This is a genomic window from Pseudomonas sp. 32A (assembly GCF_052682255.1).
On the sequence record NZ_JBQYLY010000001.1, the window covers coordinates 3,143,279 to 3,167,329 of the forward strand.

The window sequence follows — 24,051 nt, forward strand, 5'->3', positions numbered from 1 at the left end:
ATTCACACCCAAGCCAGCGGCCAACGAAGCTGGTAGACTCCGCCGCCATTATGATCCGACTTCAAAGCCTAACATTACAGCGTGGCCCGCAACGTCTTCTCGAAGACGCCGAGCTGACCCTGCACGCCGGTCACAAAGCCGGCCTGATCGGTGCCAACGGCGCCGGCAAATCCACGTTGTTTGCCTTGCTGCTGGGTGAGCTGACGCCTGATTCCGGGGACTGTCTGCTGCCGGCCGACTGGCGCAGCGCCCATATGCGCCAGGAGATCGACACCCTCGACCGCATTGCGATCGACTACGTGCTCGATGGCGACCTGCGCCTGCGCCAGGTGCAACACGACCTCGCCGAGGCCGAGAAAGCCCAGGACGGCGCCGCACAGGCCCGCCTGCACTCGGAACTGGACAGCGCCGACGGCTACACCGCCGACGCCCGCGCCCGCAAGATGCTTGCCGGCCTTGGCTTTACCAATGAACAGATGGATCGCCCGGTCGCCGACTTCTCCGGCGGCTGGCGCATGCGCCTGAACCTGGCCCAGGCGCTGATGTGCCCCTCGGACCTGTTGCTGCTCGATGAACCGACCAACCACTTGGACCTCGATGCGATCCTGTGGCTGGAAGACTTCCTGAAAAGCTACCCGGGCACCTTGCTGCTGATTTCCCACGACCGGGATTTCCTCGACGCCGTGGTCGACAACATCGCCCACGTCGACCAGAAGAAAATCACCCTGTACCGCGGTGGCTACAGCGCCTTTGAGCGCGCCCGTGCCGAACGCCTGGCCCAGCAACAGCAAGCCTACGAGAAGCAGCAGGCGCAACGTGCGCACATGGAAAGCTACATCGCCCGGTTCAAGGCCCAGGCCACCAAGGCCCGTCAGGCCCAGAGCCGGATCAAGGCCCTGGAGCGCATGGAAGAACTGTCGGCGGCCCACGTCGATTCACCGTTCGACTTTGTGTTCCGCGAGTCGGTGAAAATCTCCAGCCCGTTGCTGGACTTGTCCGACGCCCGCCTGGGTTATGGCGACAAGACCATCCTTGAGAAGGTCAAGTTGCAGCTCACCCCTGGCGCGCGGATCGGCCTGCTCGGCCCCAACGGTGCGGGCAAGTCGACGCTGATCAAAAACCTCTCGGGCGAATTGCAGCCTTTGGCCGGCCGCCTGGTGCGCGGTGAGAACCTGGTGGTGGGCTATTTCGCCCAGCACCAGTTGGACTCCCTCGACGCCAAGGCCAGCCCGCTGCTGCACTTGCAGCGCCTGGCGCCGACCGAACGCGAACAGACTCTGCGAGACTTCCTCGGTGGTTTCGACTTCCGTGGTGCGCGCATTGACGAGCCGGTGTTGAATTTCTCCGGCGGCGAAAAAGCCCGCCTGGCCCTGGCGTTGATCGCCTGGGACCGGCCAAACCTGCTGCTGCTCGACGAACCGACCAACCACCTCGACCTGGAAATGCGCCTGGCGCTGACCATGGCCCTGCAGGAATTCAGCGGCGCGGTGTTGGTGGTGTCTCACGATCGGCACCTGCTCAAGAGCACCACCGATAACTTCCTGCTGGTGGCTGACGGCAAGGTCGAGGAATTCGACGGCGACCTGGAAGACTACGCGCGCTGGCTGTCGGACTACCGCCTGCGCAACGCGCCGGTCAGCAACACGCCGGTCAACCCGGACAAGACCGACAAGAAGGCCCAGCGCCAGGCCGCTGCTGCATTGCGTCAGCAGTTGGCACCGCACAAGCGTGAAGCCGACAAGCTGGAAGCCGAGTTGGGCAAGATCCACGAGAAGCTGGCGAAGATCGAAACCAGCCTCGGTGACAGCGCCATCTACGAGCCGGCCCGCAAGGATGAATTGCGCGACCTGCTGGCCGAACAGGCCAAGCTCAAGGTGCGTGAGGCACAGTTGGAGGAGACCTGGATGGAAGCCCTCGAACTGCTGGAATCCTTGCAAGCGGAGCTGGAGGCGCTGTCCTGATGGAGGCGCTGCAACTGCCCCTGCCGGCCCAGTGGATCGCGCCGATCTGGGTGGCCGTACAGATTCTGCTGATCCTGCTGGCCGGCTATCTCGCCCAGCGTTTCGTCGCCAAATGCCTGAACCGCCTGGGGGAACGTTATCCGTTCCCGCCGCAGTTGCTGATGCCCCTGCGCGGCGGCCTGCGCTGGCTGATCATGGGCAGTGCGCTGATCTTTGTGCTGGAGCGCCTGGGCGTGTCCGCCACGGTGCTGTGGACGGCGTTGTCGGGCTTTGTGGCGGTGGCCGCGGTGGCGTTCTTCGCCATGTGGTCGGTGTTGTCGAACCTGCTGTGCGCCATTCTGATCTTCACCGTCGGGCCGTTCCGTCTTGGTGACGTGGTCGAACTGGTGGACACCGTCGACAAACCCGGTGTCAAAGGCCGGGTGGTGGCGATCAACCTGCTCTATACCACGCTGATCGAAGTGGAAGAGGCCGGTACCGGCAGTGTCATGGTGCAAGTGCCCAACAGCCTGTTCTTCCAGCGCTCGGTGCGCCGTTGGCGCGACAGTGGCGTACTGCCTTAATCTGTGGCGAGGGAGCTCCCTCGCCACCAAGGCGCACCCCAAAATTTTTCTAGCCATTTCTCGGCCAGCAGCGTTAGTTTAGAAACATTCAGCAAACTCAGCTCTGAGGTGTGTAATGGCTCTCGACACATGGCTGGCCTTTTTCCTGGCCAGTTGGATCATCAGTCTCTCTCCTGGCGCCGGCGCCATTGCGTCGATGTCCAGCGGCCTGCAATACGGTTTCCTGCGTGGTTACTGGAATGCCCTGGGCCTGCAACTGGGCCTGGCGATGCAAATCGCCGTGGTCGCTGGCGGCCTGGGGGCGATTCTCGCGGCATCTTCCACCGCGTTCTATGCGATCAAGTGGTTCGGTGTGGCGTACCTGGTGTACCTGGCCATCAAGCAATGGCGCGCACTGCCAACCGACCTTAGCGATGATGCGGCGATCCGCCCGATCGGCAAGCCGATGGCGATGATGTTCCGTGGGTTTCTGGTCAACGCCAGCAACCCCAAGGCCCTGGTGTTCATGCTGGCGGTGTTGCCACAGTTCGTGAACCCGCAGGCGCCGTTGCTGAACCAGTACCTGATCCTGGGCGCGACAATGATCTGCGTGGACATGATCGTGATGGCTGGCTACACCGGGCTGGCGTCGAAAGTGTTGCGCTTGCTGCGCACACCGAAGCAGCAGAAACGCATGAACCGCACGTTTGCCGGGCTGTTTGTTGGTGCGGCGGGGTTCCTGGCCAGCTTGCATCGCGCAACGGCGTAACTGACGAAACCGGATCAAAAAATGTGGGAGCGGGCTTGCTCGCGAATGCGGTGGGTCAGTCAATGCACCTGGTGACTGACCCACCGCATTCGCGAGCAAGCCCGCTCCCACATTAGTTTTGTGTTGCATGTACTTCCGGTGTTCAGCGCAGGATCTTCGGCGCTTCATCCCGTGGCAGGTTATTGCGCAATGCAGGCTGCCCAGGTGCTTCCTGATAACCACCGCCCAATTGCTCGGCTAACTGCCGTGCAACATCCTCGCCCAACGCCTTCGACACTTCCCGCACCACGCGAGGCCGGTTCAGGCTCACGCGCACGTCACGGTTGTTCACCAGCTTGGTGTCCTGGCCTTCGCCCATGGCGGTAAACGCCGAGGTGATCTCAAAGGTGCGGGTGTTGATCAGGCTGAAATCCGCCACCAGCGTCAGGCCCAGCACCGCCGAATAGCTGTTGGTGTGGTCCAGCGCGTTGACGTCCTGGGTGAAGTCGATGTCCGACAAGGTGCCGAACAACACGTAGTCCGCGCCCTTGAAGTTACCGGCCTTGATCCGCTTGATCACGTCATACACATCGCCCTTGGCGTCAGCGGTGTAAGGCGTGCCCTGCACCAGCTGGAACTGCCGCGACTTGAGGATTTCCCCCTTGATGTCGCCGCTGAACTTGCGCAGTTCGGTCTGCTCGATGTAGCTGTTGCGGCTCTCGTACTCGCTGTAGCTTGAGCCGCCGCTGGCGTTGTAGGCGCTGGCCTGGAAGTTGTTGCTCGCCGCGACCAGGTGGATGTACTCCTCCACCCGGGCCTCGTAGGCCAGGTCGGTCACCGCGATCTTCGGTGCGGCCGAGGCGCCAAAGGCGCACAACAGGCCGATCATGCCAATCCATGCACGCATTGCTTAGCGCTCCGTGGTCTTGCGGATTTCTTTTTCGTCCATCCATTCGGCCAGGCCGCTTTCCACGTCAATCAGTTGCAGGCTGAACTTGTAGAACACGTCCTTGTAGTCCGAGCTGCGCTTGACGATGGAGCTGATGGAGCCTTCCAGACGGTACTTGGCGGCGACCATGTTGCCGGTCTTGCTGACGGTCGACTTCTTGTACAGGCCGCTCTGGTTCTGCAGCTTCAGTTGGTCGACCTGGCTTTGCATGTCGGTGTTGTCGCTGGCGAAGCGGGCGGTACCGGTTTTCATCAGTTGGGTCTTGATTGACGTGGTGATCTCGCGGGTATCGATGTACTCGCTGGTCTTGTTCTTCACGTCATACACCTGCACCACCGGGCGGCCTTGGAGGATGCCGGACTGGGCCAGGGAGCGGGTCATGCTTTCGGCGATCATCTGCAGGTCGGTGGAACCGAACTCGTTGGTCACCAGTTCCACGGCCTTGGTGTCGCCGTAGCTGATGTTTTTACCGCCCAGTACCGGCGAGGTGTTGGCGCAGCCGCTGGCCATAACGGCGACCACAGCGAGGAACGAGAAGCGTGCAAACATGGGGATGTCTCTCTGAAACTGAATGAGTGGGCGGATCAAGGCGTTTTCACTTCAAGGCGGAAGTCCGCGGCCTGAGGCAGGTTGGCGATGGCCGGCAGGAAGGTCGCCTGGTTGGCGTAGAGGTTCAGCACTTTCCAGGTCTCTTCGTCGCCCACCGGGAAGCCGTCGGCACCCAGCCAGGCGAAGCGGTAATACATCATCTGGTTGCTGCTGGTGATATTGCTCAACTGCACCTTGGCGGTCAGGAAACCGTTTTCCCGGGCGACGCGGATGGCGCCGACGGCGATGCCCTTGAACTTGCCCATCACCACGATTTTGCTCGCGGCGCTGCCGGGTTCCGGCGGTGGCGGGGTGGCGCAACCGGCCAGCAGGATCAGCGTCAGGGCGCCGAGGATGAAATGACGCATAGCGTGCTCCTTAAGGTTGTTTGAGCGTGGCGACGGCCTGGGGCGGATTGCTCTGCACCACATGGGCCGCGAGACCGCCGGCGAATACCTGGTTGCCGACCACCCGAAGGGTGATCACCTGGTAGCGCTGGTCGGCCTTGACCGTTACCAGCGTGCCGCCCAGGGCGTTGGGCAGGCTGACCTGGTGCTCGCCGTGCTTGAGGCGCAGGCGTGTCACTTGGGTCATGTCCGGCAACGTGCGCCAGGTGCGGGTGTCGGCGCCTTCGGTGACGGCCGAAGCGATACCGAGTACCAGGCCCGCCATCGGGTTGGTCTTGTTCAGGTTGTTCTGGGTGACGCCGCGAGTGACGGCCCGCACGGTGGTGCGCAGGATGATGCCCGGCATGTTATCCCGCAGGGCGCGGCGGGACATGGCGGTGGTGCTGTTGAGAGCCGTGAGGTTCTGCTGCTGGCCGTCGACCCCGATCTGCGCGAAGGTCGCGGTGGAGGTGTCGGGCTTGATCACCGGGAACGACAGCGGGGTGATCACCAGGTGGCCGTCGATGGGGATCGGCAATGGCAGGCGAATCGAGTCGCGGGCCGGTGCCAGGCCGCTTTGCACCACGATCAGCACGTCGGTCTCGTTGGCACCGACTTTGGATTTATCCAGGTTGAGCAGCGCCTGTTCCAGCAGTGGAGTGTTGGGGCGCAGTTCGGCGGCCTTGCGGTAGCCCGGTGCGGCCAGGTCTTTTTCGCCCAGGGCTTCGTAGACGAAGCCAGCCAGGTAATGGCTGAACGCGCTCTGGTAGCTGTTCTTCAGGCCCACCACTTCCGGGGCGTTGAGGCTTTCCACCGGGTAGCCGCGCAGGTCCTTGAACTGGGTCGCGATGCCCTGGCGCTCGGCTTCGTTTTCGCTCTTGAGGTATTCCTTGTCCCGCAGGTCGGCGATCACCGCTTCGCGTTCGTGGGTCTTCTTGATCTCGGTGCGGGCGCCGTCGAAGTCATTCAGCGCCAGCAGGTTCAGGGCCATCTGGGTGGTGAGCATGACTTTTTCGTAGTCGTAACCTTCGTAGCGACGGACCTTGTCATTGACCAGGAAGGCGCCGAACTGCGCGAGGTATTTATCGGTGTCGAACTTGACCGACTCTTCCCACTTGTAGACTTGCAGGTCGGCACTGCGCCAGGCGGTCTGGCTGCCGGTCAGGTCACCCTTGGCCCGCAACAACTCGCCCTTTTCGAAGTAGTAGAGAAGGTCCTTGTCGTCGCCGGTGTTGTTCTTCTCAAGCAGGGTCAGCGCGCCGTCGACATTGCCGGTGGCCAACTGCTGATTGGTGGCTTGCAGCTCGGTGTCGTAGCTGCGGAACATCGAACAACCGGACAGCAAGGTGACTGCTGCGAGCGCGAGCGAGGTAAAGGCGCGAGATGCCATCGAGGAGCTTCTTCCCTGAACATAATCGGCCGAATGTGCTGGTCGGACCGAATCACCAATGGCAGGAAGGCGTTGCATCCTGCCAATTCCTCATAAAAAGAGGAGCGAAAATGCCATTTCGCAATAACGAAGGCGCGGCATTATAAGCCCGATTACTGGCAAAACAATGGCCTTTTGGATCCATTTTCCGGTAAGGAGGCCATCATCCGCCTCTTGGTAAACCCAGGCCCACATCAGTTACAACTTGAGTCAAACCCCGTAAGGTTTGACAATGTGTTACTTCGTATTTCCATTTGAGATCCATTCATGATTGCCCCCTTCCGTTTTCTTGCCTGGCTGGTGCTGCCGGCGTTGATGTCGTGCAGTTTCAACCTGCTGGCTGCAACTGCCGAGGGCGCGCCCCAAGCCCTGCATTTACTGGACTACATCGGTGCGGACTACCCCCCGACAGTGGAGGCGGGCAAGGTTATCGATGATTCCGAATACCGTGAACAGGTAGAGTTTCTCGGGGTGTTGCAGGGGCTGGTGGCCGATCTACCAGAAAAGCCCGAGCGCGCCGAACTGATCAAAGGCGTGGATGAACTGCTGGCCGCCGTAACGGCCCATCAGGACGGCGCGGTGGTTGCGCACCAGGCCCGACAATTGGGCGCCAAGCTGGCGGTGGCCTATGAAGTCAGCCAAGCCCCGGCCATTACGCCCGACCCGACCCGTGGTGCGCCGCTGTACGCGCAGAATTGCTCGGTGTGCCACGGCGCCGCGGGCGCTGGCGATGGCCCCGCAGGCGTTGGCATGACCCCGCCGCCCGCCAATCTGCGGGACGCTGCGCGCCTCGACCGTTTGAGCCTCTACGCGATCTACAACACCCTTGGGCTGGGCGTCGAAGGCACCGACATGCCGTCTTTCGCCGATCAACTGGACGACCGCCAGCGCTGGGACCTGGCCACCTACATTGCGGGCTTCACCGCCGACCCGGCTGCAGCGAAAAGCGAAAAGTCCTTCAACCTCGCGGACCTTGCGCGCCAGACCCCCAACGAAGTGCTGGCCGCCGAAGGCCCGGACGCTGTGGCGACGTTCCGTGCCCAGCGCGCCCAGCCGCCGCAGGTCAAGCGTGGCCCGGCGCAGTTGCTCGATTACACCGCGACCACCCTCGACAAAAGCCTCGCCGCTTTCCGTAACGGTGAGCACGAGCAGGCCTACGACCTGTCGGTAGCGGCTTACCTGGAAGGTTTCGAACTGGTTGAAAGCTCCCTCGACAACGTCGACGCCAACGTGCGCAAGGACACCGAAAAGGCCCTGATGGCCTATCGGCAGTCATTGCAGGACGGGTTGCCGCTCGAGCAAGTTCAGCAGCGCCTGGACGTGGCCAAGGGCAAGCTCACCGAGTCGGCCGGCCTGCTGGGCAGCGACGGCTTGAGCTGGTCCCTGAGTTATATCTCTGGTTTATTGATCCTGCTGCGCGAAGGTCTGGAAGCGATCCTGGTACTGGCGGCGATCCTCGCGTTCCTGCGTAACACCGGCCAGCAATCGGCGGTGCGCAGCGTCAACGTCGGCTGGGGCCTGGCGCTGTTGGCCGGCTTGGCCACCTGGGCGCTGGCGGCGTATGTGATTGATGTCAGTGGCGCCCAGCGTGAGTTGCTGGAGGGCTGCACCGCGCTGTTTGCCAGTGTGATGGTGCTGTGGCTCGGGGTGTGGATGCACGACCGCCGCCACGCAGCCGCCTGGCAGGACTACATCAAGAGCAGCCTGGTGGGCGGTGGTGGGCGTTTCGGCTTCGCGATGCTGGCGTTCTTCTCGGTGTACCGCGAGCTGTTCGAAGTGATCCTGTTCTACGAAACCCTGTGGTTGCAGGCTGGCCCCGCCGGGCACAACGCGGTATTGGCCGGGGGGGCCACGGCGCTGGTGCTGCTGGTGGGACTGGCCTGGGTGATTCTGCGGGGTTCGGCGAAACTGCCGCTGGCGCTGTTCTTCGGTATCAACGCGGCGTTGTTGTGTGCGCTGTCGGTGGTGTTCGCCGGGCATGGCGTCAAGGCGTTGCAGGAAGCCGGGATCTTCGGCACCCGGCCAGTGGCGTTCTTTGACTTCGACTGGCTGGGCATTCACGCCGATGCTTATTCCCTGAGTGCCCAGGCCGTTGCGATTCTGGCGATTGTGGTGCTGTACGGTCGCAGCCGGCTGGCTGAAAAGCGCAGGGTGGTGGCGTAACCATGCGCGTGTGGATCGACGCAGATGCCTGCCCACGGGCGGCCGAGGACCAGGTGGTGAAGTTCGCCCTCAAGCGCCAGTTCGAGGTGGTGCTGGTGGCCGGGCAGAGCCAGATCAAGCCGAGCTTCTCGTGTGTGAAGCTGATTGTGGTGCCCAGCGGCCCGGATGCGGCCGATGACTACCTGGTGGAGCACGCGGTGCCCGGCGAACTGGTGATCTGCAGCGATGTGCCGCTGGCCGACCGTTTGGTCAAGAACGGCGTGGCAGCGCTGGACCCGCGAGGCAAGGAGTTCAGCCCGCAGAACATGAGCGAGCGGCTGGCGGTGCGTAACCTGTTCACCGATCTGCGGGAGCAGGGGCAGATGGGCGGTGGCCCGCCGCCCCATGGGGACAAGGACAAGCAGGCGTTTGCCAATTCGCTGGATCGGATTCTGACCCGGCTGATGAAGGCCTAATCGTTCTCGTGGGTCAGTTCCAGCACCCGGTCCACCAGTTTGTTGATGCCTGACGCCACTTCGCTGATGCGCTTGCCCAGCATGTAGGCCGGGGTGCTCACCAGCTTGCGCGCCTTGTCTTCGACGATGTCGTCCACCGCGCATTCCTGGTGGGTGGCACCCATCTTGTCCATGGCGGCTGCGGTGTCGGCGTCGTTACCGATGGTGCAGGTCACGCCGGGGCCATAGATCTTCGCCGCCAGGGCCGGCGAGATGCAGATCAGGCCGACGGGCTTGCCCGCTTCGGCAAAGGCTTCGGCCAGTTCCAGCACCTGCGGGTTGACGCTGCACCCGGCGCCTTCCACGGCAAAGTTCGACAGGTTCTTTGCCGCGCCAAAACCGCCGGGCACGATCAGTGCGTCGAAATCCTCGGCGTTGGCCTCACGAATGTCCTTCACCTCGCCGCGGGCAATACGCGCCGACTCCACCAGCACATTGCGCGACTCAGGCATTTCTTCGCCCGTGAGGTGATTGATCACGTGCAGTTGGGCAATGTTCGGCGCAAAACACTGCACCTCAGCGCCGCGCTGGTCCAGGCGCAGCAGGGTGATCACGCTTTCATGAACCTCAGCCCCGTCGTACACGCCACAGCCGGAAAGGATCACTGCAATCTTTTTGCTCATGGGCATTTCTCCTGATTCATGGCGTTAAATGTCTACTCATTTGTCACTCATTGCCAATGGGATATCCAGCCGCTACACCTACTCTAGATGTAACAATAATTGACCGGACTTGCCCATGGACTTCGTCCCTTACGCGGTACCGTTTTTCATTGCCTTGATCGTGGTCGAGCTGCTGGCTGACTACCGGCGCGGCCAACGCAACTACCGTGTGGCCGATGCCATCAACAGCCTCAGCACCGGCGTGCTGTCCACCACCACAGGGTTGCTCACCAAAGGTGTAGGCATCCTTACCTACGCCTTCGCGCTCAAGCACCTGGCAATCATCGAGCTGTCGGCCCAAAGCGTCTGGACCTGGGTGTTCGCCTTTGTGTTCTATGACTTCTGCTACTACTGGCTGCACCGCATGGGCCATGAGCGCAACATCCTCTGGGCCGCGCACTCGGTGCATCACCAGAGCGAGGACTACAACCTCAGCACCGCCTTGCGCCAGACCAGCACCGGCTTCCTGCTGAGCTGGATCTTCTACCTGCCGCTGGCCGTGCTCGGTGTGCCGCTGGTGGTGTTTATCAGCGTGGCGTCCCTCAACCTGCTGTATCAATTCTGGGTGCACACGCGCCATGTGCCGAAGCTCGGCTGGTACGAGTGGTTTTTCGTCACGCCGTCCAATCATCGGGCCCACCATGCACAGAACGCTCTCTACATGGATCGCAACTACGGCGGGGTGTTCATTATTTGGGACCGTCTGTTTGGCTCCTTCCAGGAAGAGGACGATAACGAGCCCGTGATCTTTGGCGTGACCACACCCTTGGCCAGTTGGAACCCGCTGTGGGCCAACCTGCAGTTTTATGCGCAGTTGTGGAGTGATGCACGGCGTACCGAAAGTGGGTGGGACAAGCTGCGGATCTGGTTCATGCGCACCGGCTGGCGCCCGGCGGACGTGGCGGCGAAGTACCCGATGACCAAGCCGGACTTGAGTCAGTTCCGCAAGTTCGAGGTGCCGCTGGACGGGCGCCAACAGGTTTACATCGCGCTGCAGTTTGCTGCGTACGTGGGCTTTGGCAGTTATCTGATGAATTTCGGCGAGGGTTTGCCGACCGCCGCCCTGGTGTTGGGCTGGAGCGCGATGGCTTTGGGGTTGTTCACCCTGGGGGTGGCGCTGGAGAATCGTCCGTGGGCGCTGAAGGCTGAGCTGGTGCGCCTGGCACTGAATGTGCCGCTGGTTTGGCTGGCGCCGCTGGTGGGGCTGTGGCCGGCCAGCTCGTTGGGCTGGCTGGGCCTGGTCAGTTACAGCTTGCTCAGCGGCATCGGCCTCTACTGTTGCAGGGACCGGCTTACTCGACTGGCGTCGTAGGCTTTTCGGTTTTTGCAGCGGTGTCTGCCGCCAGGCGAACCTTCTCAGCGGCACAGGCTTCGCGGGTCAGGCGGGCGTTCTTGATGCGCCGGCGGATCCACAAGCCGAGGCCCAGCAGCAGCAGTGCGCCCAGCACCCACAGCTCATATTTCTTGACGCTGCCCAGCATGCCTTCCAGTACCGCGCCGAAATGGTAAGCCGCAGCTCCCAGCGCTGCGGCCCACACGGCGGCGCCGATGCCGTTCAGCAACAGGTAGCGGCCCGGCGGGTAGCCCGACAAACCAATGGCCACCGGCATCACCGTGCGCAAACCGTAGACAAAGCGGAAGCTCAGCACCCAGATGTCCGGGTGCTTGCGGATATGCTCCAGGGCCTTGTCGCCCAGCAGTTGCCAGCGCGGCTTGCGCGCCAACAGTTTGCGGCCGTGCTTGCGTCCCAGGAAGTACCACAACTGGTCGCCGGCGTAGCTGCCGAAAAAGGCAACGACCACCACCAGGTTGATATCCATGTATCCACGGAACGCCAGGAAGCCTGCGAGAACCAAGATGGTTTCGCCTTCGAAGAAGGTGCCTAGGAACAGCGCAAAGTAGCCGAAGTCATGCAGAAATTGTTGAAGCATGGTCTGGGTGCTGGCGAAATGAACGCGCAGCCTACGCCTTCGTGAACATTCATGAAAGTATCGAGATGTGTCACGAAGTGAACAATTCCTACATAAACGACGAATGCGACTATAGGTCACATGCCGGTTGCCTTACGGTGCATGAGGTCACCACAACTGTAATTCCTTCGTCATAATGGCCGCTTATAACTGTCACGCTCGCCCGTCAACCCGGGCTCAGGAGTCTGCCGTGAGCTTTACCCCCGCCAACCGCCTGTTTCCCGCCACCCGTTTGCGTCGCAACCGTCGCGATGATTTTTCCCGTCGCCTGGTGCGTGAAAACGTCCTGACGGTGAATGATCTGATCCTGCCGGTGTTTGTGCTGGACGGTGAAAATCGTCGGGAAGCGGTGGCGTCGATGCCAGGTGTGGAGCGCTTGACCCTTGATTTGCTGCTCGAAGAAGCGGCGAACTGGGTTGAACTGGGGATTCCGGCACTGGCGCTGTTCCCGGTCACGCCGTCTGAACTCAAGTCCCTGGACGCCGCCGAAGCCTGGAACCCGGACGGTATTGCCCAGCGTGCCACCCGCGCCTTGCGTGAGCGCTTTCCGGAACTGGGAGTGATCACCGACGTGGCGCTGGACCCGTTCACCACCCACGGGCAGGATGGCATTCTCGACGAAGAAGGCTATGTTCAGAACGACATCACCGTTGATGCGCTGGTCAAGCAGGCCTTGTCCCACGCCGCAGCGGGTGCCCAGGTGGTGGCGCCGTCGGACATGATGGACGGTCGCATCCAGGCGATTCGCGAAGCCCTCGAGCTGGCCGGCCACGTCAACGTGCGCATCATGGCTTACTCGGCCAAGTACGCCAGCGCCTATTACGGCCCGTTCCGCGATGCGGTGGGTTCGGCGCTGAACCTGGGCAAGGCCAACAAGGCCTCGTACCAGATGGACCCGGCCAACAGCCACGAAGCCCTGCACGAAGTGGCGGCGGACCTGGCTGAAGGTGCCGACATGGTCATGGTCAAGCCCGGGATGCCGTACCTCGACATCCTTTATCGGGTCAAAGAGGAATTCAAGGTGCCGACCTTTGTCTATCAGGTCAGCGGTGAATACGCCATGCACATGGCCGCGATCCAGAATGGTTGGTTGAGTGAAGGGGTGATCCTTGAATCCCTGACTGCCTTTAAACGCGCGGGTGCTGATGGCATCCTGACTTACTTCGCCGCCCGCGCCGCCCAATTGCTTAGAGAGCAACACTAGCCCTCACAGGAACACTCGATGAATACCGAAGGACTCACAGAAGTTGCCGTAAAAGACGCTCACCCGGTGGTTGAACAAGTCACCGAGACCCCGCCGGAGCTGGAGCCGGCACCGCCTGCCGTGGTGGTCGAAACGCCCGCTGCCGCACCGGCGCCGGTGGTTGCGATTACCAACCTGGATGACAGCAGCCTGTACATCCATCGCGAGCTGTCACAACTGCAATTCAACATCCGCGTGCTGGAACAGGCACTGGATGAGTCCTACCCGTTGCTGGAGCGGCTGAAGTTCCTGCTGATCTTCTCCAGCAACCTGGACGAGTTCTTCGAGATTCGTGTCGCCGGCCTCAAGAAGCAGATCACCTTCGCCCGTGAACAAGCCGGTGCCGACGGCCTGCAACCGCACCAGGCCCTGGCCCGTATCAGCGAGCTGGTGCACGGCCATGTGGACCGCCAATACGCGATCCTCAACGACATCCTGCTGCCGGAGCTGGAAAAGCATCAGGTCCGCTTCATCCGGCGCCGTCACTGGACCGCCAAGATCAAGACCTGGGTACGCCGCTACTTCCGCGACGAAATCTCGCCGATCATCACCCCTATCGGTCTCGACCCGACGCACCCGTTCCCATTGCTGGTGAACAAGAGCCTGAACTTCATCGTCGAGCTGGAAGGTATCGACGCCTTCGGTCGCGATTCCGGCCTTGCGATCATCCCGGCGCCGCGCTTGCTGCCACGGATCATCAAGGTACCGGAAGAGGTGGGGGGCGCTGGCGATAACTATGTATTCCTTTCGTCGATGATCCACGCCCACGCCGATGACCTGTTCCAGGGCATGAAGGTCAAGGGCTGCTACCAGTTCCGCCTGACCCGTAACGCCGACCTGGCACTGGACTCCGAAGACGTAGAAGACTTGGCCCGCGCGCTGCGCGGTGAGCTGTTCTCCCGTCGCTACGGTGATGCGGTACGTCTGGAAGTGGCCGATACGTGTCCGAAACACCTGTCCGACTACCTGCTCAAGCAGTTCAACCTGAGCGAAACCGAGCTGTATCAGGTCAATGGCCCGGTGAACCTGACGCGCCTGTTCAGCATCACCGGCCTGGACAGCCACCCGGAGCTGCAATACACGCCGTTCACCCCGCAGATCCCGAAACTGCTGCAGAACAGCGAGAACATTTTCAGCGTGGTGAGCAAGCAGGACATTCTGCTGCTGCACCCGTTCGAGTCCTTCACGCCGGTGGTCGACCTGCTGCGTCAGGCCGCCAAGGACCCGCATGTGTTGGCTGTGCGCCAAACCCTGTACCGCTCGGGCGCCAACTCCGAAATCGTCGATGCGCTGGTAGATGCCGCGCGTAACGGCAAGGAAGTGACGGCGGTGATCGAACTGCGGGCGCGGTTCGACGAAGAATCCAACCTGCAACTGGCCAGCCGCCTGCAAGCGGCCGGTGCGGTGGTGATCTACGGCGTGGTCGGCTTCAAGACCCACGCCAAGATGATGTTGATCCTGCGCCGTGAAGCCGGCGAGATCGTGCGTTACGCCCACTTGGGCACCGGCAACTACCACGCCGGCAACGCCAAGCTCTACACCGACTACAGCCTGCTGACCTCCGATGACGCGTTGTGTGAAGACGTCGGCAAGCTGTTCAGCCAGTTGATCGGCATGGGCAAGACGCTGCGCATGAAGAAGCTGCTGCACGCGCCGTTCACCCTGAAGAAGGGCATGCTCGACATGATTGCCCGCGAGACCCAGTTCGCCCTCGAAGGCAAGCCGGCGCACATCATCGCCAAGTTCAACTCGCTGACCGATCCGAAGATCATCCGCGCGCTGTACAAGGCCAGCCAGTCTGGCGTACGTATCGACCTGGTGGTGCGTGGCATGTGCTGCCTGCGTCCGGGCATCGCCGGGGTCTCCCATAACATCCACGTGCGTTCGATCATCGGGCGCTTCCTGGAGCACACACGGGTGTTCTACTTCCTCAATGGCGGCGAGGAGCAGATGTACCTCTCCAGTGCCGACTGGATGGAGCGCAACCTCGACAAGCGTGTGGAGACTTGCTTCCCGGTGGAAGGCAAGAAGCTGATCATGCGGGTCAAGAAGGAGCTGGAGAGTTACCTCACCGACAACACCCACAGCTGGAGCCTGCAGTCGGACGGACGCTACGTGCGCAATACCCCTACCGGCAACCAGAACCCGCGCAGCGCCCAGGCGACGTTGTTGGAGAAGCTGGGCAGCCCGATTCTGACGGTGAACTAAAAGCCGACGCGGTCAAAAATGTGGGAGCGGACTTGCTCGCGAACGCGGTGAATCAGTCGATGAGTCTGTTGACTGACACTCCGCGTTCGCGAGCAAGCCCGCTCCCACATTTGTTTTGTGGCGTTGGATTGTTCCCACGCTCTGCGTGGGAATACATCCTGTGACGCTCCGCGTCACTCACCCCTATCAGCGCACGTTCAGCGTGAACCCAACCCGCGTCAGCCACTCGGCTTCCTGGGCGAAATCCGCCTGGGTCAGCTGGTTTTCATCCAGCCAGTTTTTCGGGAACACCACGTCCAGGCTGTCGGCATTGGCCCGCAACACCACTTGCGGCATTTCCTGGGTACCACGGATGTGGTGGAACAGGATCGCAAAACGCAGCAGCGCGCACAGGCGAATCAGCTTGATGCCTTCGTCACCGAACTCGGCAAACTTGTCCTTCGGAATATTGCGCCGGTGGCCGCGTACCAGCAACGCGAGCATCTGTTGGTCTTCCCGGGAGAAACCCGCCAGGTCCGAGTGCTCGATCAAGTAGGCGCCGTGCTTGTGGTAATGGTAGTGGGCGATGTCCAGCCCCACTTCATGGACCTTGGCCGCCCAGCCCAGCAGTTCACGCCAGACGCCGTCTTCCAGGTCCCAATCCGCAGCGACCTGATCGAAAGCATGCAGCGCCTTGCGTTCAACCCGAGCGGCTTGCTCCAGGTCGACGTGGTAACGCTCCATCAGCGAGCTGAGGGTGCGTTCACGCACGTCTTCGTGGTGATGGCGGCCCAGCAGGTCGTACAGCACGCCTTCACGCAGGGCACCGTCACAGTGGTCCATGCGTTGCAGTTCGAGAGCGTCGAAAATCGCTTCGAGGATCGCCAGGCCCGCCGGGAAAATCGTGCGGCGGTCAGGCTTGATGCCATCGAAGTCGATCTTCTCGGCATCTCCCAGCTTGAACAGCTTGCGCTTGAGCCAGGCCAGGCCTTCGGCATTGACCTCGCCAGTGCCGTGGCCGCCGGCCTTGAGGGCCAGGCCGATGGCGCGGATGGTGCCGGACGAGCCGATGGCCTCATCCCACGTCAGGCGGTGCAGGGCGTGCTCGATGCTCATGATCTCCAGCCGCGCCGCCGTATACGCCTGGGCGTAGCGGGCAGGGGTGATCTTGCCGTCCTTGAAATAGCGTTGGGTGTAGCTCACGCAACCCATCTGCAGGCTTTCGCGCAGCAGCGGTTCGAAGCGTTGGCCAATGATGAATTCGGTACTGCCACCGCCGATGTCGGCCACCAGGCGCTTGCCCGGGGTGTCGGCCAGGGTGTGGGACACGCCGAGGTAGATCAGGCGCGCTTCCTCGCGGCCTGAGATGACTTCTACAGGGTGACCGAGAATGTCCTCGGCACGGCGGATGAATTCGCCGCGGTTACGGGCTTCGCGCAGGGCGTTGGTGCCGACGATCCGCACGGCGCCGGGGGGCATCCCGTTGATCAGTTGGGCAAAGCGCTTCAGGCAATCGAGCCCGCGCTGCATGGATTCTTCATTGAGCTGACGCTCATCGTCGATACCGGCAGCCAGCTGCACTTTCTCGCCGAGCCGCTCAAGGATGCGGATTTCGCCGTTCTGGGCCTTGGCCACGACCATGTGAAAGCTGTTGGAGCCCAGGTCGATGGCGGCGATCAGGGACAGATTCTTGGCTTGGGATTGCGGCATGGTTAAGGGGTCTCGGTCGATAACCTCGCCATCGTGCCACGATCAACCGCTGACGCCAACGCGTAGTGCCAGAGTAATTTTTCCAGCACGGCTATGGGACGGGCGAGTTGCCGTTGTAGGAAATGTTCACTCATCTCGTATTACCTAGTTAACGGGTGATGTAATCCATATTTGTGCAACCCAGCACTTACTGGGGTAACTGATAGTTCCTACACGTTTTTATATTCCTCCTGAGCGATTTTACGCACGCTCGCACGATGGCGCCGGAAGGTTCAAGGCAATAGAACTGACGGTTCATACGAGGATTGCAATTTTCCCCGACTTTATTCTGGAATTGATATGCCGATACTTCGACTCGGCATTTGTGCCGTGGCGGTATTTATTTATGGATCAGAACGTCGTGCAGCATGAACTTGCCCGCGTGGATGAGGGGCAATGTTCGTTTCTGGCCATCTGTAATTAGCCATATCTCATTGAAGGGTAAATATCTTATGAAGAAAAATGTTGCTGTATTGGTAGGTATGTTGGTAGCTGTTGCAGGTCTGAGCGCGCAAGCTGCCGATCTTCGTGTCAAGGGCACCATCGCGCCCAGCAGCTGCAGTTTCACAATTACCAACTCTGTTATTGATTACGGGGCCATCAACCCGAGTACCTTGAGCCCCACCAACTATACCAAGTTGGCCGCCAAGACCACCCCTTATGCAATCAGGTGTGCCAGCAGTGTAAAGACCAAGGTGGGCATCAAGGCCGTGGATAACCGGGCCAGCAGCCGTATCCCGAACCTGATGGTCAGTCAGTTCGGTGCGCCTTACACCGATACCTATAACTACGGTTTGGGCACCACCGCAAGAGCACAGAAAATAGGCGGGTACGTTGTGCATCTGCGAATTCTGTCGCTGATGGTCGGGCGGTAAACGTTCTTACCAGTAGCAACAATGGCGCCAGTTGGGTGCAGGGCGGGCCGGCGTTGGGGCAAGGCGCGAATATCGCGGCATGGCACATTGGTACCAATACGCCACTTCAACTGAATACACTGGCCGGAAATCTGGAAGTTCAGGCGGTTATCAATAGAACTTCTGAGCTTGATATGACGAGTCAAATTGCTCTGGATGGTCAGGCGACTTTGGAACTGCGTTACCTCTAAGAATCATTTGAATTGGGTCGATGCAGGTTAGGGCTGAAAGTTGCTTGCCAAAACCTGCGTCGACTGGTTTGTAATCTTGAGGTAATGGAAGGTTGGTCAATGACTAAGTTGAGATTCAAAGTTCTTGCGCCTTTGTATGTTTGTTTGAATATGGTGTTTGCTGCTGATGTATGGGCAGATGGTATGCGTCCTGAAACAACCGTTATTGTGCTGAACGAGTCGGAGGGCGAAGTCAGCATCAACGTAACCAATACCGATAAAGGCCCCGCCTTACTTCATTCGACGATCGAAGATATTCCTGAAGACCTTGAGCCGCTGGTGCTTATAACGCCGCCTGTTGCGCGAGTCGATGCAGGGGAGCAGCAGATGGTCAGGTTCCTGGCAATTGGCAAGGAGCCGCTCAAGACTCAGCGTTTGAAGCGTGTGTCTTTCGAGGGCGTTCCTCAGACCCGACCCGGTTCGGGTGCGACGATCGGTATCAGCCTCCGGCAGAATTTACCCCTGATCCTGCACCCCAAAGGCTTGCCTCGAAATGAAGCACCCTGGGAGCTACTGACCTGGCAACTGCAGGCCAGCACTCTGATCGTGCGCAACGACAGTCCGTATGTGGTCCGACTGGGCACTGAAGTGAAGGTCAATCCGCAAAACATTCGAGCCAACCTTCCTCGCGCCTACATCTTGCCGGGCGAAGTGTTGAAGGTTGACCTGAAGAAGGCCGTACCGGACGCCACTTCAGTGACCCTCGAGCCGGCCACCATCTATGGATTTACCGTCGACAGTTACGACGCGCTACTCCTAGCCAATGCGCCTTGACCGGTCATGAGAAAAGTCAAAAGAGTTCCCGGTGCAGTCAGTAAGAAACTATCTAAAACCAAACGTGACGATGAGCGATTCAGGCGTAATGGGCTGGTGTGTGTGGCGATCCTGTCGGGGTTGACTGAGCAGGCTTACGCTGCCCAGCCCGGCACCCAGTTGCTGGGATTCGACCTGGCGACCTTACAGGCTCGCGGCATTGACCCCGGCGTCGCTCGTTATTTCCGTAGCGCTGCGCGTTTCACCGAAGGCGTGCGCGTTGTCGGGCTGACGGTGAATGGTGACCGGGTGGGGCTGGCGGATGTGCGTTTCAATCATGAAGGCGAGTTGTGTTTCACCCGTGGTTTGCTTGACCGGGCGGGCTTGCAAGTGCCTTCCCGGGTACTGAACAAAGACGCGGCGGCTGACCAGGCTTGCCATGACTTCCTCTCTGAGTATCCCAATACGGTCACAACGTTACGCCCTGGAAGCGAGGAAGTATTGCTGGTGGTGCCTACCCAGGCATTGCGCGAACTGCAACGCGGGTCTGGCCACTATTCCCGGGGCGGTACCGCAGGGATGCTCAACTATGACCTGCAGGGCAGTAATAGCCATTCGCGAGAGGACACCAGCCGTTATTTCTCCGCTTCGACAGAAGCAGGGTTCAACTTCGGAGACTGGATTGCACGTAGTCGCCAGCTGTACGTCTCCAGCAACGGGCGCTCCACCACCGAGCATCTATTTGCCTATGCGCAACGTGATTTAGTGCCGTTGGCTTCTACGTTCCAATTGGGGCAGATATCCGGCGCCAGCCCGGTATTTGGCGGTGTGCAACTGTTGGGCGCGCAGTTGTTTCCCGATGGGATCGCGAGCAGTTCGAGCGGCGGTGGCGTGGTGGTCGAGGGTGTAGCCGTCAGCCAATCACGGGTTGAAGTGCGTCAGTCAGGCGCCCTGATTTACACCACGGTGGTGCCCGAAGGCCCCTTTTCATTGAGCAATTTACCTTTGCTCAATGGCACAAGTGACCTTCATGTCAGCGTCATCGATACACGAGGGGCACAACGTAGCTTCGTGGTACCGGCGGCGTCTTTTCGCGCGGCGGTACCGGTCAGGGCGGGTTATACGGCTGGACTGGGCAAAGTGCGAGATGTGGACCGCAGCGGCGCCAAAGAGCCTGTGCTCGGAATGGCCAGCGGAACCTGGGCGTTTGGCAAGAGCAGCGCCTTCAGCTCCGGGGTGCAGGGCACCGACAACTACAATTCGGTGGGCTTTGCGCTGGACACCGGCTTTGGCGAACGTTTTTCCCTGGGACTGCGTAACAACCTTGCGCGGGACCGTAAAAAAAAGCGCCATGGCGCGCGCAATAGCGTTTCCGTGGGAAGCACGTTGCCTGGCAACGTACAGGTTTCGCTGAGCGCCACGACTCAAACCCCAGGCTATCGTGAGGTGCTCGAAACCCTGCGTACTGCCGCCGGCGACGCTCGGGACGCACGGTTTAAAAATCAGTACACCGCGGGCTTCAGTTGGGCTGCGCGGGAGTTTGGCGAGTTTTCGTTGGGCTATTCCCGGGCGGCTCATTTCAATAGCAGGACCACCCAAAACATCTACGGCTCTTGGAGCAAGGACTTCAGGTACGCGAACGTGGGTGTGACAGTGGACTCGCAGGTGGGTACGTCGGGTGCTACCCGGGGCGATAAGGATGGCGTCGGGTTTCGCTTGCAGGTCGCCGTTCCGCTGGGCCGCGAGCGGTCTCTCACCTCTGTTGCACGACATCAAGGTCGTCGCTCCAGTATTGGTACCACGTATACCGAACGTGTGGATGAGACCTTGAACTATGAGCTTCGTGGCGAGAGAGACCTGAGGGGCGATCATGAGCAGGCTGTGGGCGGTTGGGTTAATACGTTGTCGCGTTATACCCAGGTCGGTGCGGGCATTGATCGGGATGGCTCCAGTACACGCTACAGCGGGCAATTGCAGGGCGCCGTGGTGGCCCATGATCGGGGCGTGACCTTTACGCCGTACCGGGTCGAAGATACGTTCGGCGTTGCCTCGGCCGGTGATATTACGGGGGCTCGTATCAGTACTCCCCAAGGGCCTGTGTGGACTGATCGCTGGGGCATGGCGGTGCTTCCCGGGCTGCCCGCCTATCAAGTCAGTCAGCTTGAAATCGAAGGCAAGTCCTTGCCGCGGCAGGTGGATATCAAGAACGGTACGAAAGTGCTGGAGGCCGGGCGAGGTTCATTCAGCAAGGTCGACTTCGAGGTGGTTAAAGTTCGACGCGTGCTACTGAGGGCCACGGATACAGCTGGCGAGCCTCTGCCCCAGGGTGCATCGGTGCTGGGTGCAGGTAATGCATTCCTGACCAACGTCGTCGCAGACGGCATGATTTTCCTGAGCAATATCGATAGCGCGCAAACCCTTACGGTGTCATCGCCAAGCGGGGCTTCGTGCACACTTCAACTCGACCTGGCGGAGCAATCTTATGATGAGCGACCCTATGAAACCGCCTCTGCGACCTGCCATTAAGGTAGGCGCTGCAGGCGCGCTGTTGTCCGGCCTGTTGATCGCGGGGGAGGTCCATGCCGCAGAATGTCGTCTGTCGTTGAGCCGGCCGGAGGTTGATCTTGGCGCGTTTGCTGGGCAAGGCGTACTGTTCGGTAAGCGCACGGTGCATTTGAATGTGGTGTGCCCGCAGGACACGCTCATTGCCCTGCGTTTTCGAGGTGTACCCGCTGTGGGCCAAGGCTTCAAGTTTGGCGAGCAGGGGTATTTCAACCTCAGCCTCCAGCAGGCGGTGCTGGACGGCAGGCCAGCAGAGTTGGCCCCGTTGCATAATCGTGCCGATCGGAGCGGCCAACTGCTGCAAGACCAGGCCATGGTGGTGTTGGCTGCGGGGGTGCCGGCCGTGGGTCGCGTGTTTTCGGCTCAGGTGCAGGTTGAGACTTATCTCTTCGACACTACCACCGCCGTGCGCGACAAAACCGTGCTGGAGGGCGGTGGGCGTTTTGAGCTGGTGCCTGCTGGCTGACGGCTCAGTCGGGTGTTTCTGTCGAGCCAATAAAGTTGGCCAACTCGGCGGTCTGCGGGTTGGCAAACAGGATTTTAGGGTCACCCACTTCATGCACCTTGCCTTGGTGCATGAACACCAGTTTGTCCCCCACTTCCCGGGCAAAACGCATCTCATGGGTGACCATGATCAGTGTCATGCCATCCTTGGCCAGTTGGCGCACCACGCTGAGCACTTCGTTGACCAGTTCCGGGTCCAGGGCCGAGGTGATTTCATCACACAGCAACACCTTGGGTGACATGGCCAGCGCCCGGGCGATAGCTACCCGCTGCTGCTGGCCGCCGGACAAACGATCAGGGAAGGCATCGAACTTCTCCCCCAGCCCGACCCGCTCCAGCATTTGCCGCGCCAGTTGCACGGCTTTGGCTTTCGGCACTTTCTGCACCACTTGTGGTGCAAGCATGACGTTTTCACCCACCGTCAGGTGCGGGAACAGGTTGAACTGCTGGAACACCATGCCGACCTTTTGCCGCAAGCTGCGCAGGTCGGCGCGGGCGGCGTCGAGGTATTCGCCGTCGACTTCAATCACGCCATCGTTGATCGACTCCAGGCCATTGAGGGTGCGCAGCAAGGTGGACTTACCCGAGCCACTGCGGCCGATGATTGCCACCACCTGGCCTTCTTCGACCGTCAGGTCGATGCCCTTGAGTACATGGTGATCGCCGTAATACTTATGCAGGGCGGAAATTCTAAGCAGAGGCATGCAGTCTCCTTTCCAGGTAGCGCGCACTGAGGGACAAGGGGTAGCAAAGCAGGAAGTAACCGAGCGCCACCAGGCCGTAGACCATGAAGGGTTCGAAGGTTGCGTTGGCGAGCATGCCGCCGGTTTTGGTCAGCTCGGTGAAGCCGATGATCGAGGTCACGGCGGTGCCTTTGACCACCTGCACCGAGAAGCCCACGGTCGGCGCCACGGCAATGCGCAGCGCTTGGGGCAGGATCACGTAGCGCAATTGCTCAAGTGGGTTGAGGGCCAGGCTCGCGGACGCCTCCCATTGCCCGTGGGCGATGGAGTCGACGCAGCCACGCCAGATCTCGGCCAGGTAGGCGCTGGTGAACAGGGTCAAGGCAATGGCTGCCGCCAGCCAGGGCGAAATGTCCACGCCGAGCAAGGCAATGCCGAAAAACACCAGGAACAGCTGCATCAACAGCGGCGTGCCCTGGAACAGTTCGATATAGGTACGGGCAACATTGCGCGGGAAAGCCTTGGTGCTGATGCGCATGGTCATCACCAGCAAGCCGATCACGCCGCCGCCGATAAACGCCACCAGCGACAGCAGCAAGGTCCATTGCAAGCCAGTGAGCAGGTTGCGCACGATGTCCCAGAAGGAAAAATCACTCATCGGGCGTTCCTCATGACATAGCGACGGCCGATCCAGTTCAGCAACTGGCGGATCATCAGCGCCATGCACAGGTAGACCAAGGTGGTCAGTGCATAGGTTTCAAAAGCACGGAAGTTGCGTGACTGGATAAAGTTGGCGGCAAAGCTCAGCTCTTCTGTGGCGATTTGCGAACAGACTGCCGAACCGAGCATCACGATGATGATCTGGCTGCTCAGGGCCGGCCAGACCTTGCCCAGCGCGGGCAGCAACACCACATGGCGGAACGCCTCGAAACGCGTCATGGCCAGCGCGGCCGCCGCTTCCAGTTGCCCACGCGGGATCGCCTGGATTCCGGCGCGGATGATCTCCGTGGAGTACGCCCCCAGGTTGATCACCATCGCCAGCACCGCTGCTTGCCATTCGGTGATTTTCAAACCGAGGGACGGCAGGCCGAAGAAGATGAAAAACAGCTGCACCAGGAACGGCGTGTTGCGGATCAACTCGACGTACACCCCGAAGATCCAGCTGAACGGCTGGATCTTCCACGCCCGCACCACCGCGCCGACGATTCCCAGCGCCACGCCCAGTACTGCACCGATGGCGGTCAGCTCAAGGGTGAACAGCGCGCCGCGCAGCAACAGATCGGTATTGGCCAGAACCGGCACAAAGTCGAATTGGTAGGCCATAGCTAACCCTC

22 protein-coding genes are annotated in these 24,051 nt (G+C 60.7%); 12 read left to right on the forward strand and 10 right to left on the reverse strand.

What is annotated here, in order from left to right; genetic code table 11:
• Nucleotides 1-50: 50 nt before the first annotated feature.
• The 3 genes from ACUN0G_RS14245 to ACUN0G_RS14255 all read left to right on the forward strand — a co-directional run bounded on the left by ACUN0G_RS14245 (nt 51) and on the right by ACUN0G_RS14255 (nt 3,272).
• Nucleotides 51-1,961, forward strand: a complete 1,911-nt coding sequence (locus ACUN0G_RS14245; protein ID WP_445573689.1) for an ATP-binding cassette domain-containing protein — start codon at nt 51-53, stop codon at nt 1,959-1,961.
• Entirely contained in the window at nt 1,961-2,524 is a 564-nt protein-coding gene (locus tag ACUN0G_RS14250; RefSeq protein WP_258342775.1) for a mechanosensitive ion channel family protein, read from the forward strand. The genes ACUN0G_RS14245 and ACUN0G_RS14250 overlap by 1 nt, the downstream gene beginning before the upstream one ends.
• A gap of 115 nt (nt 2,525-2,639) precedes the next feature.
• Complete coding sequence (locus tag ACUN0G_RS14255) at nt 2,640-3,272, forward strand: LysE family transporter (RefSeq protein WP_003208844.1); 633 nt, start codon at nt 2,640-2,642, stop codon at nt 3,270-3,272.
• Between the two features lie 142 nt (nt 3,273-3,414).
• Here the strand turns inward: ACUN0G_RS14255 and ACUN0G_RS14260 are convergent, their stop codons facing one another.
• The 4 genes from ACUN0G_RS14260 to ACUN0G_RS14275 are packed head-to-tail and all read right to left on the reverse strand — an operon-like array spanning nt 3,415 to nt 6,564.
• The gene (locus ACUN0G_RS14260) at nt 3,415-4,158 is read right to left on the reverse strand and encodes a penicillin-binding protein activator LpoB (RefSeq protein ID WP_445573690.1); all 744 of its coding nucleotides are present in this window, start codon (nt 4,156-4,158) and stop codon (nt 3,415-3,417) included.
• Nucleotides 4,159-4,161: 3 nt separating this feature from the next.
• Nucleotides 4,162-4,749: a penicillin-binding protein activator LpoB gene (lpoB, locus tag ACUN0G_RS14265; RefSeq protein ID WP_076013106.1), complete on the reverse strand. Its 588-nt coding sequence runs from the start codon at nt 4,747-4,749 to the stop codon at nt 4,162-4,164.
• 35 nt (nt 4,750-4,784) lie between these two features.
• Nucleotides 4,785-5,156 carry a DUF1425 domain-containing protein gene (locus ACUN0G_RS14270; RefSeq protein WP_445573691.1) on the reverse strand — a complete coding sequence of 124 codons (372 nt, stop codon included), beginning with the start codon at nt 5,154-5,156 and terminating at the stop codon, nt 4,785-4,787.
• A gap of 10 nt (nt 5,157-5,166) precedes the next feature.
• Nucleotides 5,167-6,564 (reverse strand): COG3014 family protein, encoded by a 1,398-nt coding sequence (locus ACUN0G_RS14275; protein WP_445573692.1) that lies wholly within the window; start codon nt 6,562-6,564, stop codon nt 5,167-5,169.
• A gap of 306 nt (nt 6,565-6,870) precedes the next feature.
• Here ACUN0G_RS14275 and ACUN0G_RS14280 point away from each other — a divergent pair, with 306 nt between their 5' ends.
• Both ACUN0G_RS14280 and ACUN0G_RS14285 read left to right on the forward strand, forming a co-directional pair.
• Nucleotides 6,871-8,766, forward strand: a complete 1,896-nt coding sequence (locus ACUN0G_RS14280) for an FTR1 family protein (protein ID WP_421551139.1) — start codon at nt 6,871-6,873, stop codon at nt 8,764-8,766.
• A gap of 2 nt (nt 8,767-8,768) precedes the next feature.
• Entirely contained in the window at nt 8,769-9,221 is a 453-nt protein-coding gene (locus tag ACUN0G_RS14285; RefSeq protein ID WP_445573693.1) for a YaiI/YqxD family protein, read from the forward strand.
• Here the strand turns inward: ACUN0G_RS14285 and elbB are convergent.
• On the reverse strand, nt 9,218-9,883 hold the full coding sequence (elbB, locus tag ACUN0G_RS14290) for an isoprenoid biosynthesis glyoxalase ElbB (RefSeq protein ID WP_003214018.1): 666 nt from the start codon (nt 9,881-9,883) through the stop codon (nt 9,218-9,220). The two genes, ACUN0G_RS14285 and elbB, sit on opposite strands and share 4 nt — an antisense overlap.
• Before the next feature lie 115 nt (nt 9,884-9,998).
• Here elbB and ACUN0G_RS14295 point away from each other — a divergent pair, with 115 nt between their 5' ends.
• Nucleotides 9,999-11,234, forward strand: a complete 1,236-nt coding sequence (locus tag ACUN0G_RS14295; RefSeq protein WP_445573694.1) for a sterol desaturase family protein — start codon at nt 9,999-10,001, stop codon at nt 11,232-11,234.
• On the opposite strand, the gene ACUN0G_RS14300 is transcribed toward ACUN0G_RS14295, so the two are convergent.
• Nucleotides 11,215-11,853, reverse strand: coding sequence for a DedA family protein (locus ACUN0G_RS14300; RefSeq protein ID WP_445573695.1), 639 nt, complete (start codon nt 11,851-11,853; stop codon nt 11,215-11,217). The two genes, ACUN0G_RS14295 and ACUN0G_RS14300, sit on opposite strands and share 20 nt — an antisense overlap.
• Before the next feature lie 229 nt (nt 11,854-12,082).
• Here ACUN0G_RS14300 and hemB point away from each other — a divergent pair, with 229 nt between their 5' ends.
• Complete coding sequence (gene hemB, locus ACUN0G_RS14305) at nt 12,083-13,096, forward strand: porphobilinogen synthase (protein WP_445573696.1); 1,014 nt, start codon at nt 12,083-12,085, stop codon at nt 13,094-13,096.
• A gap of 18 nt (nt 13,097-13,114) precedes the next feature.
• Entirely contained in the window at nt 13,115-15,343 is a 2,229-nt protein-coding gene (gene ppk1, locus ACUN0G_RS14310) for a polyphosphate kinase 1 (protein WP_445573697.1), read from the forward strand.
• 186 nt (nt 15,344-15,529) lie between these two features.
• Here ppk1 and ppx read toward each other — a convergent pair whose 3' ends face one another.
• Nucleotides 15,530-17,032, reverse strand: a complete 1,503-nt coding sequence (gene ppx, locus ACUN0G_RS14315; RefSeq protein ID WP_017476639.1) for an exopolyphosphatase — start codon at nt 17,030-17,032, stop codon at nt 15,530-15,532.
• 491 nt (nt 17,033-17,523) lie between these two features.
• Between ppx and ACUN0G_RS14320 the strand changes: the two genes are divergently transcribed.
• From ACUN0G_RS14320 to ACUN0G_RS14335, 4 genes are all read left to right on the forward strand, one after another.
• Nucleotides 17,524-17,946, forward strand: coding sequence for a DUF1120 domain-containing protein (locus ACUN0G_RS14320; RefSeq protein ID WP_445573698.1), 423 nt, complete (start codon nt 17,524-17,526; stop codon nt 17,944-17,946).
• Nucleotides 17,947-18,275: 329 nt separating this feature from the next.
• Nucleotides 18,276-18,989 carry a fimbria/pilus chaperone family protein gene (locus ACUN0G_RS14325; RefSeq protein ID WP_445573699.1) on the forward strand — a complete coding sequence of 238 codons (714 nt, stop codon included), beginning with the start codon at nt 18,276-18,278 and terminating at the stop codon, nt 18,987-18,989.
• A gap of 6 nt (nt 18,990-18,995) precedes the next feature.
• The gene (locus ACUN0G_RS14330) at nt 18,996-21,494 is read left to right on the forward strand and encodes a fimbria/pilus outer membrane usher protein (RefSeq protein ID WP_445573700.1); all 2,499 of its coding nucleotides are present in this window, start codon (nt 18,996-18,998) and stop codon (nt 21,492-21,494) included.
• Complete coding sequence (locus ACUN0G_RS14335; protein WP_445573701.1) at nt 21,466-21,996, forward strand: hypothetical protein; 531 nt, start codon at nt 21,466-21,468, stop codon at nt 21,994-21,996. The genes ACUN0G_RS14330 and ACUN0G_RS14335 overlap by 29 nt, the downstream gene beginning before the upstream one ends.
• Before the next feature lie 4 nt (nt 21,997-22,000).
• On the opposite strand, the gene ACUN0G_RS14340 is transcribed toward ACUN0G_RS14335, so the two are convergent.
• From ACUN0G_RS14340 to ACUN0G_RS14350, 3 genes are read right to left on the reverse strand one after another with little or no spacing between them, the layout of a single operon-like run.
• A complete protein-coding gene (locus tag ACUN0G_RS14340; protein ID WP_258342763.1) occupies nt 22,001-22,738 on the reverse strand; it encodes an amino acid ABC transporter ATP-binding protein in 738 nt (245 codons plus the stop codon).
• Nucleotides 22,725-23,375, reverse strand: coding sequence for an amino acid ABC transporter permease (locus ACUN0G_RS14345; RefSeq protein WP_003213996.1), 651 nt, complete (start codon nt 23,373-23,375; stop codon nt 22,725-22,727). Before ACUN0G_RS14345 ends, ACUN0G_RS14340 begins: the two co-directional genes overlap by 14 nt.
• Complete coding sequence (locus ACUN0G_RS14350) at nt 23,372-24,040, reverse strand: amino acid ABC transporter permease (RefSeq protein ID WP_003213995.1); 669 nt, start codon at nt 24,038-24,040, stop codon at nt 23,372-23,374. The genes ACUN0G_RS14345 and ACUN0G_RS14350 overlap by 4 nt, the downstream gene beginning before the upstream one ends.
• Between the last annotated feature and the right edge of the window lie 11 nt (nt 24,041-24,051).

Bases quoted from the DNA above. Each gene is read 5' to 3' on its own strand.
- ACUN0G_RS14275 (WP_445573692.1), bottom strand. From the start codon at position 6,564: ATGGCATCTCGCGCCTTTACCTCGCTCGCGCTCGCAGCAGTCACCTTG.
- ACUN0G_RS14300 (WP_445573695.1), bottom strand. From the start codon at position 11,853: ATGCTTCAACAATTTCTGCATGACTTCGGCTACTTTGCGCTGTTCCTA.
- ACUN0G_RS14250 (WP_258342775.1), top strand. From the start codon at position 1,961: ATGGAGGCGCTGCAACTGCCCCTGCCGGCCCAGTGGATCGCGCCGATC.
- elbB (WP_003214018.1), bottom strand. From the start codon at position 9,883: ATGAGCAAAAAGATTGCAGTGATCCTTTCCGGCTGTGGCGTGTACGAC.
- ACUN0G_RS14245 (WP_445573689.1), top strand. From the start codon at position 51: ATGATCCGACTTCAAAGCCTAACATTACAGCGTGGCCCGCAACGTCTT.
- lpoB (WP_076013106.1), bottom strand. From the start codon at position 4,749: ATGTTTGCACGCTTCTCGTTCCTCGCTGTGGTCGCCGTTATGGCCAGC.
- ACUN0G_RS14345 (WP_003213996.1), bottom strand. From the start codon at position 23,375: ATGAGTGATTTTTCCTTCTGGGACATCGTGCGCAACCTGCTCACTGGC.
- ACUN0G_RS14280 (WP_421551139.1), top strand. From the start codon at position 6,871: ATGATTGCCCCCTTCCGTTTTCTTGCCTGGCTGGTGCTGCCGGCGTTG.
- ppk1 (WP_445573697.1), top strand. From the start codon at position 13,115: ATGAATACCGAAGGACTCACAGAAGTTGCCGTAAAAGACGCTCACCCG.
- ACUN0G_RS14350 (WP_003213995.1), bottom strand. From the start codon at position 24,040: ATGGCCTACCAATTCGACTTTGTGCCGGTTCTGGCCAATACCGATCTG.
- ACUN0G_RS14270 (WP_445573691.1), bottom strand. From the start codon at position 5,156: ATGCGTCATTTCATCCTCGGCGCCCTGACGCTGATCCTGCTGGCCGGT.
- ACUN0G_RS14295 (WP_445573694.1), top strand. From the start codon at position 9,999: ATGGACTTCGTCCCTTACGCGGTACCGTTTTTCATTGCCTTGATCGTG.
- ACUN0G_RS14285 (WP_445573693.1), top strand. From the start codon at position 8,769: ATGCGCGTGTGGATCGACGCAGATGCCTGCCCACGGGCGGCCGAGGAC.
- ACUN0G_RS14340 (WP_258342763.1), bottom strand. From the start codon at position 22,738: ATGCCTCTGCTTAGAATTTCCGCCCTGCATAAGTATTACGGCGATCAC.
- ACUN0G_RS14330 (WP_445573700.1), top strand. From the start codon at position 18,996: ATGAGAAAAGTCAAAAGAGTTCCCGGTGCAGTCAGTAAGAAACTATCT.
- ACUN0G_RS14320 (WP_445573698.1), top strand. From the start codon at position 17,524: ATGAAGAAAAATGTTGCTGTATTGGTAGGTATGTTGGTAGCTGTTGCA.
- ACUN0G_RS14255 (WP_003208844.1), top strand. From the start codon at position 2,640: ATGGCTCTCGACACATGGCTGGCCTTTTTCCTGGCCAGTTGGATCATC.
- ppx (WP_017476639.1), bottom strand. From the start codon at position 17,032: ATGCCGCAATCCCAAGCCAAGAATCTGTCCCTGATCGCCGCCATCGAC.
- ACUN0G_RS14325 (WP_445573699.1), top strand. From the start codon at position 18,276: ATGACTAAGTTGAGATTCAAAGTTCTTGCGCCTTTGTATGTTTGTTTG.
- ACUN0G_RS14335 (WP_445573701.1), top strand. From the start codon at position 21,466: ATGAAACCGCCTCTGCGACCTGCCATTAAGGTAGGCGCTGCAGGCGCG.
- ACUN0G_RS14260 (WP_445573690.1), bottom strand. From the start codon at position 4,158: ATGCGTGCATGGATTGGCATGATCGGCCTGTTGTGCGCCTTTGGCGCC.